General features: G+C 68.3%; 14 protein-coding genes and 1 tRNA gene. 12 read left to right on the top strand and 3 right to left on the bottom strand.

Going from position 1 to position 15,094, the window contains the following annotated elements; all coding sequences use genetic code 11:
* Window positions 1–18: 18 nt before the first annotated feature.
* Genes SNE35_RS02800 through SNE35_RS02790 form a run of 3 tightly spaced genes read left to right on the top strand, consistent with a single transcriptional unit; the run spans window position 19 to window position 2,923 of the window.
* Entirely contained in the window at window positions 19–1,095 is a 1,077-nt protein-coding gene (locus SNE35_RS02800) for an NAD(P)H-dependent flavin oxidoreductase (RefSeq protein WP_320421296.1), read from the top strand.
* Window positions 1,096–1,098: 3 nt separating this feature from the next.
* Complete coding sequence (locus SNE35_RS02795) at window positions 1,099–1,617, top strand: DUF1697 domain-containing protein (protein WP_320421295.1); 519 nt, start codon at window positions 1,099–1,101, stop codon at window positions 1,615–1,617.
* 28 nt (window positions 1,618–1,645) lie between these two features.
* Complete coding sequence (locus SNE35_RS02790) at window positions 1,646–2,923, top strand: glutamate-5-semialdehyde dehydrogenase (protein ID WP_320421294.1); 1,278 nt, start codon at window positions 1,646–1,648, stop codon at window positions 2,921–2,923.
* On the opposite strand, the gene SNE35_RS02785 is transcribed toward SNE35_RS02790, so the two are convergent.
* The gene (locus tag SNE35_RS02785; protein WP_320421292.1) at window positions 2,924–4,471 is read right to left on the bottom strand and encodes a DUF4139 domain-containing protein; all 1,548 of its coding nucleotides are present in this window, start codon (window positions 4,469–4,471) and stop codon (window positions 2,924–2,926) included.
* 62 nt (window positions 4,472–4,533) lie between these two features.
* Between SNE35_RS02785 and queC the strand changes: the two genes are divergently transcribed.
* The 3 genes from queC to SNE35_RS02770 are packed head-to-tail and all read left to right on the top strand — an operon-like array spanning window position 4,534 to window position 7,053.
* Window positions 4,534–5,259, top strand: a complete 726-nt coding sequence (queC, locus tag SNE35_RS02780) for a 7-cyano-7-deazaguanine synthase QueC (protein ID WP_320421291.1) — start codon at window positions 4,534–4,536, stop codon at window positions 5,257–5,259.
* Window positions 5,256–5,798: a LemA family protein gene (locus SNE35_RS02775; RefSeq protein WP_320421290.1), complete on the top strand. Its 543-nt coding sequence runs from the start codon at window positions 5,256–5,258 to the stop codon at window positions 5,796–5,798. Before queC ends, SNE35_RS02775 begins: the two co-directional genes overlap by 4 nt.
* 4 nt (window positions 5,799–5,802) lie before the next feature.
* Window positions 5,803–7,053 carry an NAD(P)/FAD-dependent oxidoreductase gene (locus SNE35_RS02770; RefSeq protein ID WP_320421289.1) on the top strand — a complete coding sequence of 417 codons (1,251 nt, stop codon included), beginning with the start codon at window positions 5,803–5,805 and terminating at the stop codon, window positions 7,051–7,053.
* Here SNE35_RS02770 and SNE35_RS02765 read toward each other — a convergent pair.
* Entirely contained in the window at window positions 7,050–7,472 is a 423-nt protein-coding gene (locus SNE35_RS02765) for a BLUF domain-containing protein (protein WP_320421288.1), read from the bottom strand. The two genes, SNE35_RS02770 and SNE35_RS02765, sit on opposite strands and share 4 nt — an antisense overlap.
* A gap of 18 nt (window positions 7,473–7,490) precedes the next feature.
* Window positions 7,491–8,177, bottom strand: coding sequence for a GTP cyclohydrolase I (folE, locus tag SNE35_RS02760; RefSeq protein WP_320421287.1), 687 nt, complete (start codon window positions 8,175–8,177; stop codon window positions 7,491–7,493).
* Between the two features lie 44 nt (window positions 8,178–8,221).
* On the opposite strand from folE, the gene rsmB reads away from it, so the two are divergent.
* From rsmB to SNE35_RS02730, 6 genes are all read left to right on the top strand, one after another.
* Window positions 8,222–9,577, top strand: coding sequence for a 16S rRNA (cytosine(967)-C(5))-methyltransferase RsmB (gene rsmB / locus SNE35_RS02755; RefSeq protein WP_431312700.1), 1,356 nt, complete (start codon window positions 8,222–8,224; stop codon window positions 9,575–9,577).
* Window positions 9,578–9,611: 34 nt separating this feature from the next.
* Window positions 9,612–10,247 carry a DUF4390 domain-containing protein gene (locus SNE35_RS02750; RefSeq protein WP_320421285.1) on the top strand — a complete coding sequence of 212 codons (636 nt, stop codon included), beginning with the start codon at window positions 9,612–9,614 and terminating at the stop codon, window positions 10,245–10,247.
* On the top strand, window positions 10,244–12,535 hold the full coding sequence (locus tag SNE35_RS02745; RefSeq protein WP_320421284.1) for a sensor histidine kinase: 2,292 nt from the start codon (window positions 10,244–10,246) through the stop codon (window positions 12,533–12,535). The genes SNE35_RS02750 and SNE35_RS02745 overlap by 4 nt, the downstream gene beginning before the upstream one ends.
* Before the next feature lie 19 nt (window positions 12,536–12,554).
* Complete coding sequence (locus SNE35_RS02740) at window positions 12,555–13,331, top strand: response regulator (protein ID WP_320421283.1); 777 nt, start codon at window positions 12,555–12,557, stop codon at window positions 13,329–13,331.
* Between the two features lie 65 nt (window positions 13,332–13,396).
* Window positions 13,397–13,472 (top strand) — tRNA-Phe (locus tag SNE35_RS02735).
* Window positions 13,473–13,644: 172 nt separating this feature from the next.
* Entirely contained in the window at window positions 13,645–14,952 is a 1,308-nt protein-coding gene (locus SNE35_RS02730; RefSeq protein ID WP_320421282.1) for a tyrosine-type recombinase/integrase, read from the top strand.
* The last annotated feature ends 142 nt before the right edge of the window (window positions 14,953–15,094 follow it).

Genomic DNA, 15,094 nt, shown 5'->3' with positions numbered 1-15,094 from the left:
AAGAAAAAGGAAGTACCGATGAAAGCATGGCGTGACTCGCCCTTGCGCGGCCTGCTGGGCATCGCGCATCCGATCCTGCAGGCGCCGATGGCCGGCGCGCAGGGCCATGAATTGGCCGTGGCGGTCGCCGCCGCTGGCGGGCTGGGTGCCGTGCCCTGCGCGCTGCTGAAGCCCGAGCAGGTGCGCGAGGAGGTGGCGCAGTTCCGGCGCCTGGCGCCCGGCCAGCCGCTCAACCTGAACTTCTTCTGCCACACGACGCCGGCGCCCGACGAGGCACGCGAGCAGGCCTGGCGGCTGCGGCTGCGGCCCTACTACCTGGAGCTGGGCGTCGACCCCGAGGGGCCGATCCCCGTCTCCAATCGCAACCCCTTCGACGCCGCCGCCTGTGTGCTGGTCGAGGAACTGCGGCCCGAGGTGGTGAGCTTCCATTTCGGCCTGCCGGAGCCGGCGCTACTGGCGCGCGTGAAGGCCGCCGGTGCCAAGGTGCTGGCCTCGGCGACGACGCCAGCCGAGGCACGCTGGCTGGCCGCGCGTGGCGTGGACGCGGTGATCGCGCAGGGCAGCGAGGCCGGCGGCCACCGCGGCGTCTTCCTGCGCGACGAGGTCTATTCGCAGATCGGCACCTTCGCGCTGGTGCCGCAGGTGGTGGACGCGGCCGGCGGCCTGCCGGTGATCGCGGCCGGCGGCATCGCCGACGAGCGCGGCATTCGCGCGGCGCTGGCGCTCGGCGCGGCCGGCGTGCAGATCGGCACGGCCTACCTGCTGAGCCCGCAGGCCAAGGTCTCGGCGCCGCACCGCGCGGCCCTGCAGGACCGCGAGCGCGTCGAAGTCACCGCGCTGACGAACCTGTTCAGTGGCCGCCCGGCACGCAGCGTCGTCAACCGGTTGATGCGCGAACTCGGCCCTCTGTCGGACGCTGCGCCCGCCTTCCCGCTGGCCGGCGGCGCGCTGACGCCCCTGCGCGCGCCGTCAGAAGCGCGCGGCTCGGGCGACTTCATGTCGCTGTGGTCGGGCCAGGCCGCGGCGCTGGCGCGTGCGGGCGATGCCGGTGAGGTGACGCGCGCCTGGGCCGCCGCGCTCGATTCGGAGGCCTGATCCATGCCGAGATACGTGGCCTTGCTGCGCGGCGTCAGCCCGATGAACTGCAAGATGGCCGAGCTGAAGGCCTGCGTCGAGGCTGCGGGTTATGCCAATGTGAAGACTCTGCTGTCCAGCGGCAACGTCGCCTTCGACACGGCGCGCAAGACCGCCGATGCGGCGCTGGAGAAGAAGCTGGAGGCGGCGATGCAGCAGCACCTCGGCCGCGGCTTCTACACGATCGTGCGGCCGGTCGCGGAGCTGCAGGAATTGCTGGACGCCGACCCCTTCGCCGAATTCAAGCTGCCGGCGCAGGCCAAGCGCGTGGTGAGCTTCCTGCGCGCCGAGCCGACGGCTACCCTCGAGCTGCCGCTGGCCCTGAGCAAGGCCAGCATCCTGGCCGTGCGCGGCCGCGAGATCCTCTCCGCCTACGAGCCCGGCGACGACAGCCCCGTCTTCATGACCTTGATCGAGAAGACCTTCGGCAAGGACATCACGACGCGCACCTGGGATACGGTGCGCAAATGTGCCGCCGGCTGAACCCGGGCGCATCGGTCAAAATGGCCGAATGAATGCCGTGAATAGCCTTGACGATCTGACTGCCTCGATGACCTCGCTCGGCGCCGCCGCGCGCCGCGCCGCCACCGCGATGGCCGCCGCCCCGACAGCGGCGAAGAACCAGGCGCTGCTGGCGCTGGCGCGCCGCCTGCGCGAAGCCGGCCCGGCCTTGCAGAAGGCCAATGCGCAGGACGTGGACGCCGCCATCGCCGCGGGCCTGGAGGCGCCGATGGTCGACCGGCTGCGGCTGACGGCCAAGGTGCTGGCCACCGTCGCCGAGGGCTGCGAGCAGATCGCCGCGATGCCCGATCCGGTCGGCGAGATCACCGGCGTCAAGCGCCGGCCGAGCGGCATCAGCGTGGGCCAGATGCGCGTGCCGCTGGGTGTGTTCGGCATGATCTACGAGAGCCGGCCGAACGTGACCATCGAGGCCGCCTCGCTGGCCATCAAGAGCGGCAACGCCTGCATCCTGCGTGGCGGTTCCGAGGCCATCCATTCGAACCTGGCGCTGTCCGTGCTCGTCGGCGACGCGCTGGCCGAGGCCGGCCTGCCGCGCGAGGCGGTGCAACTGATCGGCACGACCGACCGTGCGGCGGTGGGCCTCCTGATCACGATGCCGGAGTTCGTCGACGTGATCATCCCGCGCGGCGGCAAGGGCCTGATTGAGCGCATCAGCCGCGAGGCCAAGGTGCCCGTCATCAAGCACCTGGATGGCAACTGCCACTGCTACGTCGATGCGGAGGTGGACATCGAGCAGGCGCTGGTGATCGTCGACAACGCGAAGACGCAGAAGTACAGCCCCTGCAACGCGACCGAATCGCTGCTGGTGCATGCGGCGCAGGCGCGCGCCTTCCTGCCGCGCATCGCCGAGATCTTCGTGGCCAAGGGCGTGGAGATGCGTGGCTGCGGCCGCACGCAGGCGCTGGTGCCGGCCGCGGTGCCGGCCAGCGAGGCGGACTGGGGTACCGAGTACCTGGCGCCGGTTATTAGCATCAAGGTGGTGGACAGCCTGGACGAGGCGATGGCCCACATCGGCCGCTACGGCTCGCATCACACCGATGCGATCCTGACGACCAACCACCCCAATGCGATGCGCTTCCTGCGCGAGGTCGATTCGGCCAGCGTGATGGTCAACGCCAGCACCCGCTTCGCCGATGGCTTCGAATACGGCCTCGGCGCCGAGATCGGCATCTCCACCGACAAATTCCACGCCCGCGGCCCGGTGGGCCTGGACGGGCTGACTTCGATGAAGTGGGTGGTGCTCGGCCAGGGCGAGATCAGGACCTGATCAGCGCATTCCTCCCAGACGCGCGTCCTTCGGGTAGCTGATCAGGTAGTTCGCCTTCAGCGACTGCGAGGCGCCGGGCTGCAAGGTGAATTCCCAGGCGTTGATGCCGGGCTCCTTGCGCCATTCGGTCACCGTGGGCTTGGGCTCGAACGTCGCCGTGACCTTGATGTCCTCATGCTGCGCCACCGGCGAGGCTTCCAGCACCTGCACGGCGAAGGGCGTGCGGTGCAGGTTCTCGACCTTGTAGACGTGGGCGATCTTCTGCTCGGCGCGGGTGCCGATGAAGCCGGTGGTGGCGGCGTTGCGGGCCTCGGGGTCGACCGTCACGCGGACCATGTCGTCCCGGCCGAAGTACAGGTCCAGCTTGTCGAGGTTGGCCAGGCTCAGGCGGCTCTGGCCGACGAAGGTGCCATCGCGATAGAGCTGCAGCGCACCGGCGGGCCACACGCCGGCCGGCCGTGCGCTCTCGGCCACCAGGTAGGCGGCCGCCTCGGCCTGCGGGTTGCTGCGGGCCATCACCCGCGCGTCGAGCGGCACGCTGCCGAGCGCGTAGGCGATGCGCTCGCCGGTGGCGGCGACGGTGGCGCGGCCGGGCACCTCGTACTCGGTGGCGAACTCGCCTTCGAAGACGCTGAGGTCGAAGCTCGGGCCGGCCGGCGCTGCGTCACCAGCTTCCGCGGCCCTTGCGCCCTTGGCCATCACCGGCGCCGGTACGGCTCGCGCGAAGCTCATGGCTTGGGCCGGCGGCAGGATGTCCAGCGTCCACGGGTAGGGCGGCGTCATGCCCGTGGCCTGGCGGGGTTGCGCGGTGGACAGGCGCAGCTTGACGCCGCTCCAGTCCTCGCCGCTGCTCTGCGCCACCTGGGCGTGGCGCTCCAGGCGCACGGCGCCGGTGGCGGTGTCCAGATAGGCGCGGTAGACCGGCTCCCAGCCGGCCTGGCTCAGCCGGTAGCTCAGGTGCAGTTCGGCGTCTTTCGTGGCGGCCATGCGGACCGCCACGGTGCGCACCTGCGGATTGGCGGCGACGAGCCGGTCGCGCTCGGTTGTGAGCGGGGCCAGCTGCTTCTCCAGATCCTCGCGGCGGCGGGCCAGCTGGTGCTGCTTGGCGAGCGCGTCGAGCCCGTTCTTGCGGACGGTGTCGAGCGTGCCGGGCAACTGGCCGGTGGGCGGCACCACGCGGCGCAGCACGTCCAGCGCCACGCCCTGGGCGTCCGACTCGGCGGCCACGGTGGCGATCTGGTCCTGCAGTTCGCGGATGCGCGCATCCAGCGGCGAGTTCGCACACTCCGGCACGGCGGCGCGGTCGACGGTCTGGATGCTGATCTCGCCCAGCGTGATGCCGGGCTCGGGCCGGATCTGCAGCGAATCGGCATCGAAGCGCGCCGGCAGGCAGGCGACGCGCAGCTGCTGCGCGCCAGCCTTTACCGGCACGAGGCGCTCCACGGTGGCACCGCCGGGGAAGACCAGCACCTGGTCGATGCGACCCTGCGCAGCGGCGCCGATTGCGGACAAGGCAAAGGGAACGAACAGGGCAAGGGTCTTTTTCATCGGGTACTCCCAGTGGCGTCGCGGGCAAACATACCATGCAGCTTCACGCGAAAATGTCCCCCATGACTGCACCTCCGCAAGCCAACACGACCCGCAAGGCCCTGGTCCTCTTCTCAGGCGGGCAGGACTCGACGACCTGCCTGGCCTGGGCGCTGGACCGCTATGCCGAAGTTGAAACCATCGGTTTCGATTACGGCCAGCGCCATCGCATCGAGCTCGAATGCCGCCAGACCGTCCGCGCCAAGATCGCGGACCAGTTCCCGCACTGGGCCGCCAAGCTGGGCGAGGACCACATGCTGGACCTGAGCCTGCTGAGCCAGATCTCGCAGACCGCGATGACCGAGAACGTCGCGATCGAGATGCAGGCCAATGGCCTGCCGAACACCTTCGTGCCCGGCCGCAACCTGCTGTTCCTGACCTTCGCCGCCACGCTGGCCTACCGGCGCGGTGCCTCGGTGCTGGTGGGCGGCATGTGCGAGACCGACTACTCCGGCTACCCCGACTGCCGCGACAACACGCTGAAGGCGCTGCAGGTGGCGCTGAGCCTGGGCCTGGACGCGCCGATGACCCTGGAGACGCCGCTGATGTTCATCACCAAGGCCGAGACCTGGGCGCTGTCCGAGCGCCTCGGCGGCGCGGCGCTGAACGAGCTGGTGATCGAGGACACGCACACCTGCTATCTCGGCGAGCGCAAGCTGCGCCACGCCTGGGGCTGGGGTTGCGGCACCTGCCCGGCCTGCGAACTGCGCGCGCGGGGCTACGACGAATACGTCGCCGGGAAGTCATGAGCTGGACGACCGTGCTGGGCGTCGTCGTCGCGATCCTCGTGTTCTGGGGCATCGGCGCCTACAACCGGCTGATGCGGCTGCGCAATGCGATCGGCGACGCCTACGTGCTGCTGGACCAGCACCTCAACGAGCGCGCCGAGCTGTGCAGCGCGCTGCTCGCCAAGCTGCGGCCGCTGCTTGCCAGCGAGCAGGCCACCTTCGACAGCCTGGACAGCGCCCAGGCCGAGGCCCGCACGGCGGCGCAGGCGGCGCGGCTGAAGCCTTACGCGGGCGACCCGGTCGCGGCGCTGGCCGTGTCCAGCGCGGTCCACGCGGCGGCGCTGACGCGGCTGATGTCGCTGCTGGAGCACCAGCCCGATCTGCGCGAGCGCGAGGGCATCGATCCGATGGTGGACGAGCTGAAGCTGGTCGAGCGCCAGCGCGCCTTCGCCCGGCAGGTCTTCAACATGGCGGTGACGCAGTACAACGAGGCGGCTCGCCAGTTCCCCACCCGCATCCTGGCGAGCCTCTACGGCTTCGCCGAGGCGCGATCGTTGTAGCGCCATGAAACGGCGCGGCTTGCTCGGCGCAGCAGTGGCCCTGGCCGGCCTGCCCGTGCGGGCGGCGGTGAAGCCACGGGTGCTGGTCGTCGGCGGCGGCTACGGCGGGGCTACCGCGGCCAAGCATCTGCGGCTGCTGTCCGGTGGCGCGATCGATGTGACCTTGGTCGAGCCCGAGGAGGCCTTCGTCTCCTGCCCGATGTCGAACCTGGTGCTCGAAGGTTCGCAGCCGCTGTCCGTGCTGATTCGCAGTTATGCCGCCCTGCAGTCGCGGCATGGCGTCAAGGTGCTGCGCGACAGCGTTGTCACCATCGACCCGGTGAAGAAGACGGCGACCCTGGCTTCCGGCGCCGTGCTCGGCTGGGACAAGCTGGTGCTGAGCCCCGGCGTGGACATGGTGTGGGACAGCGTCGAGGGCCTGGCCGCCGCGCGCGGGCAGATCCTGCAGGCCTGGAAGGCGGGTGCCGAGACGCTGGCGCTGCGCCGCCAGCTGGAGGCGATGCCCGACGGCGGCGTGTTCGCCATCGCCATTCCCGAGGCGCCGTATCGCTGCCCGCCGGCGCCCTACGAGCGCGCCTGCCTGGTGGCGGCCTATTTCAAGCGGGCGAAGCCGAAGTCCAAGGTGCTGGTGATCGACGCGAACGAGGACCTGACGTCCAAGGGCGCGCTGTTCCGCAAGGTTTGGGCCGAGGACTACAAAGGCATCGTCGACTACCAGCCGCAGACCAAGACCGTGGCCGTTGACGCGGCGACGAAGACGCTGAAGTTCGAGATTCAGGAAGACCTGCGCGCCGACGTGCTGAACGTGCTGCCGGTGATGCGCGCAGGCGATATCGCGGTGCGTGCGGGCCTGGCGAACGGCAATGCGCGTTGGGTCGGCGTGAAGTTCCCGGACTTCGAGTCCACGGCCGCGGCCGATGTTCACGTGATCGGCGATTCGATCCAGATCGCCCCGGCGATGCCCAAGAGCGGCCATATGGCGATGAGCCAGGGCAAGGCGCTGGCGGTATTGCTGACGTCGCAATTGAGCGGATCGGGAAAGCCCGCCGCGGTGCCCCGGCTGGCCAGCACCTGCTACAGCTTCGTCGACGCGAAGCGCGCGATGCACATCGCCAGCGAGCACGAGTACGTGGCGGCCGAGAAGACCTACCTGCCGGTCCACGGCGTCGGCGGCTCGTCGGATGCGCCCAGTGCCGCCGAGGGTGAGGAGGCCTGGCGCTGGGCGCGGGATGTTTGGAGCGAAGTACTCGCTTAGCTACAAGCGATGGCGCCGGCGCTCACCATCTCATGGAACAGCCCGATCAGCGCCTTGCCGCTCATCGCGTAGGGGTCGAGCTTGGCCGACTCCGAATACTTCAAGAGCATCGCCCGGTTCGCGCGCGACAGCTGGGCGTTGCCCATCGCCCAGCCGGCGAACTGGCGCTCCTGGATCTCGTCGTAGGCGAGCAGGATCACGTCCTTGTGGCGGGCGTCGTCGATGATCTGCTTGTAGCGGGCGTTGACGGCGTTGCGACCGCCTTCGAGCAACTGGATGAACACGCCTTCGTTGAAGCACAGCAGGCCGGTGATGCCCTCGGCCTGGTTGTGCTCGCGGGAGGACTTCAGGATCGCGTTGAAGTCGTGCTCGCCGATGGTGGCGGCGGCGCGGCTGGCATAGACAAGGCGCACTAGCATCTCGGATCCCCCGGTCGGTTACTTGTTGCTGAGCAGGGACAGGAACTCGCGGCGCAGGCTCGGGTCCTTCAGGAAGGCGCCGCGCATCACGCTGTTGGTCATCTTGGTCTCGGTGTCCTTCACGCCGCGCCAGTGCATGCAGAAGTGGTCCGCTTCCATCACGATGCCCAGGCCGTCCGGCTGCACACGCTCTTGCAATTCGTTTGCCAGCATCGTCACGGCCTCTTCCTGGATCTGCGGGCGGCTCATGATCCAGTCGCAGATGCGGGTGTACTTGGACAGGCCGATCAGGTTGGAGTGCTCGTTGGGCAGCAGGCCGATCCAGACGCGGCCCATGATCGGGCACAGGTGGTGCGAGCAGGCGCTGCGCACGGTGATCGGGCCGACGATCATCAGCTCGTTGAGTCGCTCGGCGTTGGGGAATTCGGTGACCGTCGGGGCCTTCTCGTAGCGGCCCTTGAAGACCTCGCGCACGAACATCTTGGCGACGCGCTTGGCGGTCTCCTGGGTGTTATGGTCGCTGTCGGTGTCGATCACCAGCGCCTTCAGCACCTCCTGCATCTTGGCCTGGACCTCGGCCTGCAGTTCGTCGAGCTCGCCGTCCTCGATGAAATCGGCGATGTTGTCGTTGGCGTGGTGGCGGCAGGCGGCGCTGACCAGGCGGTAGCGGATGCGTTCGGAAACAGGGACGGGCGGTGCGGACATCGGGCTTCTCGGCGGGTTCTTCTGCCCCGCATTGTGGCGTGTCGATGAAACCCGCGCTCTACACTGGTGCCGTGAATTCGCTTTCCGCCCCATTGAACAAGCTGCTGCTGCAGGTCGCCGACGCCGTGCAGGCGGTGCGCGACGGCCGCTCGCTGACCGAGGTGCTGGCCCGCTGCCCCGCCGAACTGCGACCCGGCACGCAGGCGCTGAGCTTCCATGTGCTGCGCCACCTGGGCGGCGCCGAGGCGGCGCGGGTGCTGCTTGCCCCGAAGCCGCCGCCGCCGAAGGTCGACAGCCTGCTGGTCAGTGCAATTGCGCTGTTATGGCCGGCCGATGATCCTCCCTACGCGGCGCACACGGTGGTCGACCAGGCGGTCGGCGCGGTCCGCAAGCGCGCGCCGGCCAGCGCCGGCTTCGTCAACGCGGTGCTGCGGCGCTTCCTGCGCGAACGCGATGCCACGGTGGCCGCCGCGCAGCGCGATCCGCGCGGTGCCTTCGATCACCCGGCCTGGTGGATCGAGCGGCTGCGGCAGGACTGGCCTGAGCAGTGGCAGGCGATCCTGCGGGCGAACAACGAACATCCGCCGATGAGCCTGCGCGTCAATGCGCGGCACGGGCTCACGGCCTCCGCCTACCTCGAGCGCCTGGCCGCGGCCGGCATCGCGGCGCGCGCCGCCGGCCCGCTGGCGCCGCAGGGCGTGGTGCTGGAGCGGGCGGTGCCGGTGTCGGCGCTGCCCGGTTTTGCCGAAGGGCAGGTCTCGGTGCAGGACGTGGCGGCGCAATTGGCCGCGCCGCTGCTGCTCGGCACGGGCCTGGCTGCGGGAGCCCGCGTGCTTGACGCCTGCGCCGCGCCGGGCGGCAAGACGGCCCACCTGCTGGAGCTGGGCAGCGATCTGGACCTGCTGGCGCTGGATGCCGATGCCGGCCGCCTGACGCGCGTGCAGGACAACCTCGATCGGCTGAAGCTGCAGGCCACCTTGAAGGCCGCCGATGCGCGCGAAACCGCCGCGTGGTGGGACGGAAAACCTTTCGACGCGATCCTGCTCGACGCGCCCTGCAGCGCCTCGGGCATCGTGCGCCGTCATCCAGACGTGCGCTGGCTGCGCCGGGCCGAAGACATCGGCAACCTGGCCCGCATCCAGGCCGAGCTGCTGGACGCGCTGTGGCCCACGCTGAAGCCCGGTGGCCGCCTGGTCTACGCCACTTGCTCGGTCTTCAATGACGAAGGGGTGAACCAAATCGACGCATTTTTGCAACGCCAAAATGGTGCGGGCCGCATCGAAGTGAGCGGCGTCACCGGGCATTTGCTGCCCCTGGCCGACAATGGGCCGGCAGCAGCGGGCGGGGGAGAGCCATCGATGGTCGACGGTTTCTATTACGCCTTGCTGGTGAAGTCCTGAACCAGCGCCCCGCGCCCTCGTCCTTGTCGACCTCTTGAGCCTGCCTGCTTCCTTCCTCCTCCGCCCGGTCCTCCTGCTCCCCCGCGCGCTGCGCCGGGCGGTGCTGCTGCTGGCGTTGGTCCTGGCATCGGTGCTGGCCCCGCGGCTGGCGCTGGCGGCTTCCGATGGCGTCGAGCTGGCCCAGCTGAGCACGCACAAGACCGACGATGGCCTGGAGCTGAGCTTCAGCACCCGTTTCGAGCTGACGCGCCCGGTCGAGGAGGCGCTGATGAACGGGGTGAAGTTCTACTTCATCGCCGAGGTGAACGTGCTGCGTCACCGCTGGTACTGGCGCGACGTGCGGGTCAACCGCAGCACGCGGACCTGGCGCCTCTCCTGGGAGTCGCTGTACCGGCAGTACAAGGTCAGCACCGGCGGCCTGAACCAGAGCTTCGCCAGCCTGCCGGAGGCCCTGGCCTCCTTGCGGGCTGCGGCGGGCTGGCGCATCGCCGACGCCAAGGACCTCGACGGCGACGGCGGCTACTACCTCGAATTCAGTTACCGGCTCGACACCACCCAGCTGCCGCGCCCGATGCAGATCGTCCTCGGTCCGAGCCAGGGCTTCAACCTGTCCACCGAGCGCACGATCGGCCTGGCGCCGGACCTCAGCGCGCAGACGATCACCCCATGACCAAGGTGACGCGCTGGGTCTGGGTCATCTCGCTGGTGGCCGTGACCGGCATTTGCGGTGTGCTGGCTTTCCTGCTGTCGATCGGCGCGACGCCGCAGCGCGGCTTCTTCGAGCGGCACTACTTCTGGCTGTTCTGGCTCAACGCGGCGGTGGCCGGCGTGCTGGCCATCGTCATCATCGTGGCGGCGGTTCGCCTGGTGATCCGCGTGCGGCGCGGCAGATTCGGCAGCCGGCTGCTGCTGAAGCTGGCGGGCATCTTCGCGCTGGTGGGCTTCGTGCCGGGCGTGATGATCTACGGCGTCTCCTACACCTTCGTCAATCGCAGCATCGAGAACTGGTTCGACGTGCGCCTGGCCAGCGCGCTGGAGGCGGGCCTCAACCTGGGCCGCAGCACGCTGGACGGCATGGTCAACGACCTGACCACCAAGACCCGCGACGCCGCCGAGCGGATGAGCGCCGATGCGGTCAACAGCTCCAGCGCCACGCAGCTGCTGGGCCTGGAGCGGCTGCGCGAGCAGATCGGGGCGCGCACGGTGGCGGTGGTGAGCAGCTCGGGCCAGATCCTGCTGGCCAGCGGCGGTGATGCCAGCACGCTGGCTCCGGACCGCCCGGCCAAGGAACTGCTGGCCAAGGCGCGCAATGCGCCGTCCAGCGCTGCCAGCCAGCTGGAAGGCCTGGAGGACGAGCAACTGGCTCTGCAGGGCCTGGCCCGCATCCGCGCGCTGGCCATGCTGCCCAGCGCCGACATGCGGCTGGGCACGGCCGGCGCGAGCGATCGCTTCCTGATGGTCGTGCAGCGCATTCCGAGCCTGGTGCTGGCCAACGCGCTGGCGGTGCAGACGGCCAACAGCGAGTACCAGTTGCGCGCGCTGGAGCGCGACGGCCTGCGCCGCATGTACCTCGGCACGCTGACGCTGGTGCTGGTGCTTGCCGTGTTCGCCGCGCTGCTGCTGGCCGTCACCCTGGGCAACCAGCTCGCGCGGCCGCTGCTGCTGCTGGCCGATGGCGTGCGGCAGGTGGCGCAGGGTGACCTTTCGGCCAAGCCGGTGCTTGCCTCGCGCGACGAACTGGGCGGGCTGACGCGCTCCTTCGCCGACATGACCGGGCAGCTGTCCGACGCGCGGGCCATGGTGGAGCGCAGCGTCGCGCAGCTGGAGAGCGCACGCACCAACCTGCAGACCATCCTCGACAACCTGACCGCCGGCGTCATCGTGTTCGACGCGCAGGGCCGCATCGATACCGTCAACCCCGGTGCCACGCGCATCCTGCGGCTGCCGCTGCTGGCCTGGCGCGGGCGTACGCTGGCCGAGGTGCCGGCGCTGCAGGCTTTTGCCGATGCGATCGGGCCGCACTTCGAGCTGCCCGGCGACGGCACCGAGGCCGAGCATTGGCAGGATGCCTTCGAGGTCCAGCTGCAGTCCGGCCAGGAGCAGCTGACCCTGCTGGTGCGCGGCGCCCAACTGCCGCAGGATGCGCGCCTGATGGTGTTCGATGACATCTCCGAGGTGGTCTCGGCGCAGCGCTCGGCCGCCTGGAGCGAGGTGGCCCGGCGGCTCGCGCACGAGATCAAGAACCCGCTGACGCCGATCCAGCTCTCCGCCGAGCGCCTGCAGCACAAGCTCGAGGCCAAGCTGGAGGGCGCGGACCAGGCGATGCTGAATCGCTCGGTCGGCACCATCGTCAACCAGGTCCAGGCGATGAAGCAGCTCGTCAACGAGTTCCGCGACTACGCGCGCCTGCCCTCCGCACAGTTGAAGCCGCTGGACCTGAACGCGCTGGTCGCCGAGGTGCTGACCCTCTACGCCGAGGCGCAGGAGAAGGGCCAGTTGCAGGCCGATCTGGCATCGAACCCGACCCTCATCAAGGGCGACGCGAGCCAGTTGCGCCAGGTCATCCACAACCTCGTGCAGAACGCGCTCGACGCGATCCAGGACCGCGAGGGCGGGCGCGTCAACGTCTGCACGCAGCAGACCTTCACCGAGGCCGGCGAGGCTCGCTCGCTGCGCCTGAAGATCATCGACAACGGCCCGGGCTTCGCCGAAAAGGTGCTCAAGCGTGCCTTCGAGCCCTACGTCACCACCAAGAGCAAGGGGACGGGCCTGGGTCTTGCGGTGGTGAAAAAGATCGCCGACGAACATGGGGCACGCATCCGCTTGTCCAATGTTCATCAGGACGGCGAGGACGCGCTGCCGGTTATCGGTGCGCAAGTTTCGTTATCATTTTCAAATCTTGTATCGGCTGCTGCAGCAGCCAGCGAGACGGCGGAGACCGCGCAGCGGCCCGCATGACCGGCAGAACTAGGCATCCATGGCAACCATTCTTGTAGTCGATGACGAACTGGGCATCCGGGCCCTGTTGTCCGAAATCCTCAGCGATGAGGGCCATACCATTGAAGTGGCCGAAAACGCCGCGCAGGCCCGTGCCGTCCGCGACCGCTTGCGACCCGACCTCGTCCTGCTCGACATCTGGATGCCCGACGTCGACGGCATCACGCTGCTGAAGGAATGGGGCGGCGCCGGCCTGCTGACGATGCCGGTGATCATGATGAGCGGCCACGGCACCATCGACACCGCCGTCGAAGCCACCAAGTTCGGCGCCATCGCTTTCCTCGAAAAGCCCATCACGCTGCAAAAGCTGCTGCGCGCGGTGGAGCAGGCACTGGTCAAGACCGCACCGCGGCCCGCGGCCCCGGTGGGCCAGGTGCCCGGCAGCTACGGCAGCGTCGGCGGCAGCAGCAACAACGGCCTGCGCAACGACGGCATGATCGGCGGCGGCAGCACCGGCACGAACGCCGCATTGACCACGCAACAGCATCCGGCACCCGCCAGCCTCGGCGGCATGGCGGCGCCCGGCATGCTGCAGCCCGCGGGCCTGGCATCCGAGCAGAGCTTCGAGCTGGACCGCCCGCTGCGCGAAGCGCGCGACGCCTTCGAGAAGTGCTACTTCGAGTTCCACCTGGCCAAGGAAAACGGCTCGATGACCCGCGTCGCCGAGAAGACCGGCCTGGAACGCACGCACCTCTACCGCAAGCTCAAGCAACTGGGCGTCGACCTGAGCCGCAACAAGCGCGGCGTTGGCATCTGACGAAAATCCTGTGCTATAGTCGCGGTCTTCGCTGATCGGCAACGATCACCGAAGACAAAAACAAAGGCCTGGTAGCTCAGTTGGTAGAGCAGCGGATTGAAAATCCGCGTGTCGGTGGTTCGATTCCGCCCCAGGCCACCAACCCCCTTTCCCACGAATTCCCGAGAAGTCCAAAAGCCTAAGCGCAACAAGGACTTAGCCGAAAACGGCGTCTCAGGAAGTCTCGTGAAGTCCCGCAAGATCTCGTCGTTGCGTGTACCCACTGGTGTACCCCAGACTGCTTTTTCAACGCAGTTATTTTTGGGTACACACCATGGGGCAGCTCAACGAACTTCAGATCAGGTCCGCGAAGCCTCGCGACCGGGAATACCTCCTCGCAGACGGTGACGGTCTTTACCTTCGGGTGAGGCCGTCGGCCAAGGTCTGGGTCTATCGCTTCAAGCGCGCCGGCAAGGAGTGCAAGTTGAGCCTGGGGCACTACCCGGCGGTTTCGCTTGCTGCTGCCCGCAAACTCGCGGGTGCTGAAGCCGAGAAGATTTCAGGGGGCGTTGATCCTCGCGTGGCGCGCCGGGAAGAGGCCGAGCGCGTGCGCGTCTTGCATCTCAATACCTTCGAGCGGACGGCTCGTGCGTGGCATGCGCAGGCTCGGAAGGACCGCGAATGGTCCGACGGATACGCGGGAAAAGTCATCCGGCACCTCGAGATCCACATCTTTCCGTGGCTTGGCAGCTACAGCGTTGAAACCATCGCGCCCACTGAGCTGGTGCGTTGCCTCCACCGCATCAAGGAGCGAGGGCATCTGGAGACCGCACAGCGCGTTCGTGAGGCCGTCCTGCATGTCTATCAGTACGCGGTGGACGTTGGCGCCTTGGAGCCCTCAAAGAACTTCGTCAATAGCCGTACTGGCGGCTTGCCTGCCCCGCGTTCGCGCCACTACGCGGCGATCACGGACCCGGAAGAACTGGGTCGGCTGCTGCGGGACATCGCTGCCTATCGCGGCAACGTCGTGACCCGTGCCGCGCTGCGCTTGTCGCCGATGCTCTTTCAGCGGCCAGGGCAACTTCGCTTGGCCCATTGGGAGGACATCGACTTCGATCGAATGCTTTGGCGTTGCCCGCCGGAGAAGATGAAGATGCGAGAGTGGCAGAAACGCGATTCGCGGACCAAGGCGCATCTGGTGCCTTTGCCGGTGCAGGCGATGGACATCCTCGAAGACTTGCTGCCGTTGACGGGGCCGACAGGCCCGATATTCAAGAGCATGGCCAAGCGATCCGAGGCGACACGGTACATGAGCGACAACACCATCAATGCCGCTCTGCGAGCGTTGGGCTACGACACGCAGGAGCAAATGACGGGGCACGGGTTCCGCGCTACCGCGCGCACGTTGATCCGCGAATTGCTGGGATGGGATCGGGAGGTCATCGAGCGGCATCTGGCCCATGTTTCTGATGAGGAGCTAGGTGGGAGCTACGACCGGGCCGTCCATCTCGATCAACGTCGCCGCATGTCTCAGGCATGGGCCGATCTGCTGGACGATCTGATGGATGGCAAAGAGGTCTTGCCCGCACCGGCGGCTGATCTTCGCCGGCCGCGGCCGGCGGCTCGATCGATGCCCCGCTGAAGTCATCGTGACCGGCAGTGGGCTTGTCCACTGTAGCTGTGGACAACTTTGGGGACGACCTGAAGATTCCCGATGTAGGCCCTTGATCCGTCGGTGTTAGCCTTTGCTTGCTCTCAAATGCAGCACCGACTGGAGTGTCTTT

Origin of the sequence: Roseateles agri (genome assembly GCF_034043675.1) — a bacterium.
In the GTDB taxonomy this organism is placed as follows: domain Bacteria; phylum Pseudomonadota; class Gammaproteobacteria; order Burkholderiales; family Burkholderiaceae_C; genus KK5.
Note: the sequence above shows the minus strand (reverse complement) of the source record. Positions and strands in the feature narration are given on the sequence as shown.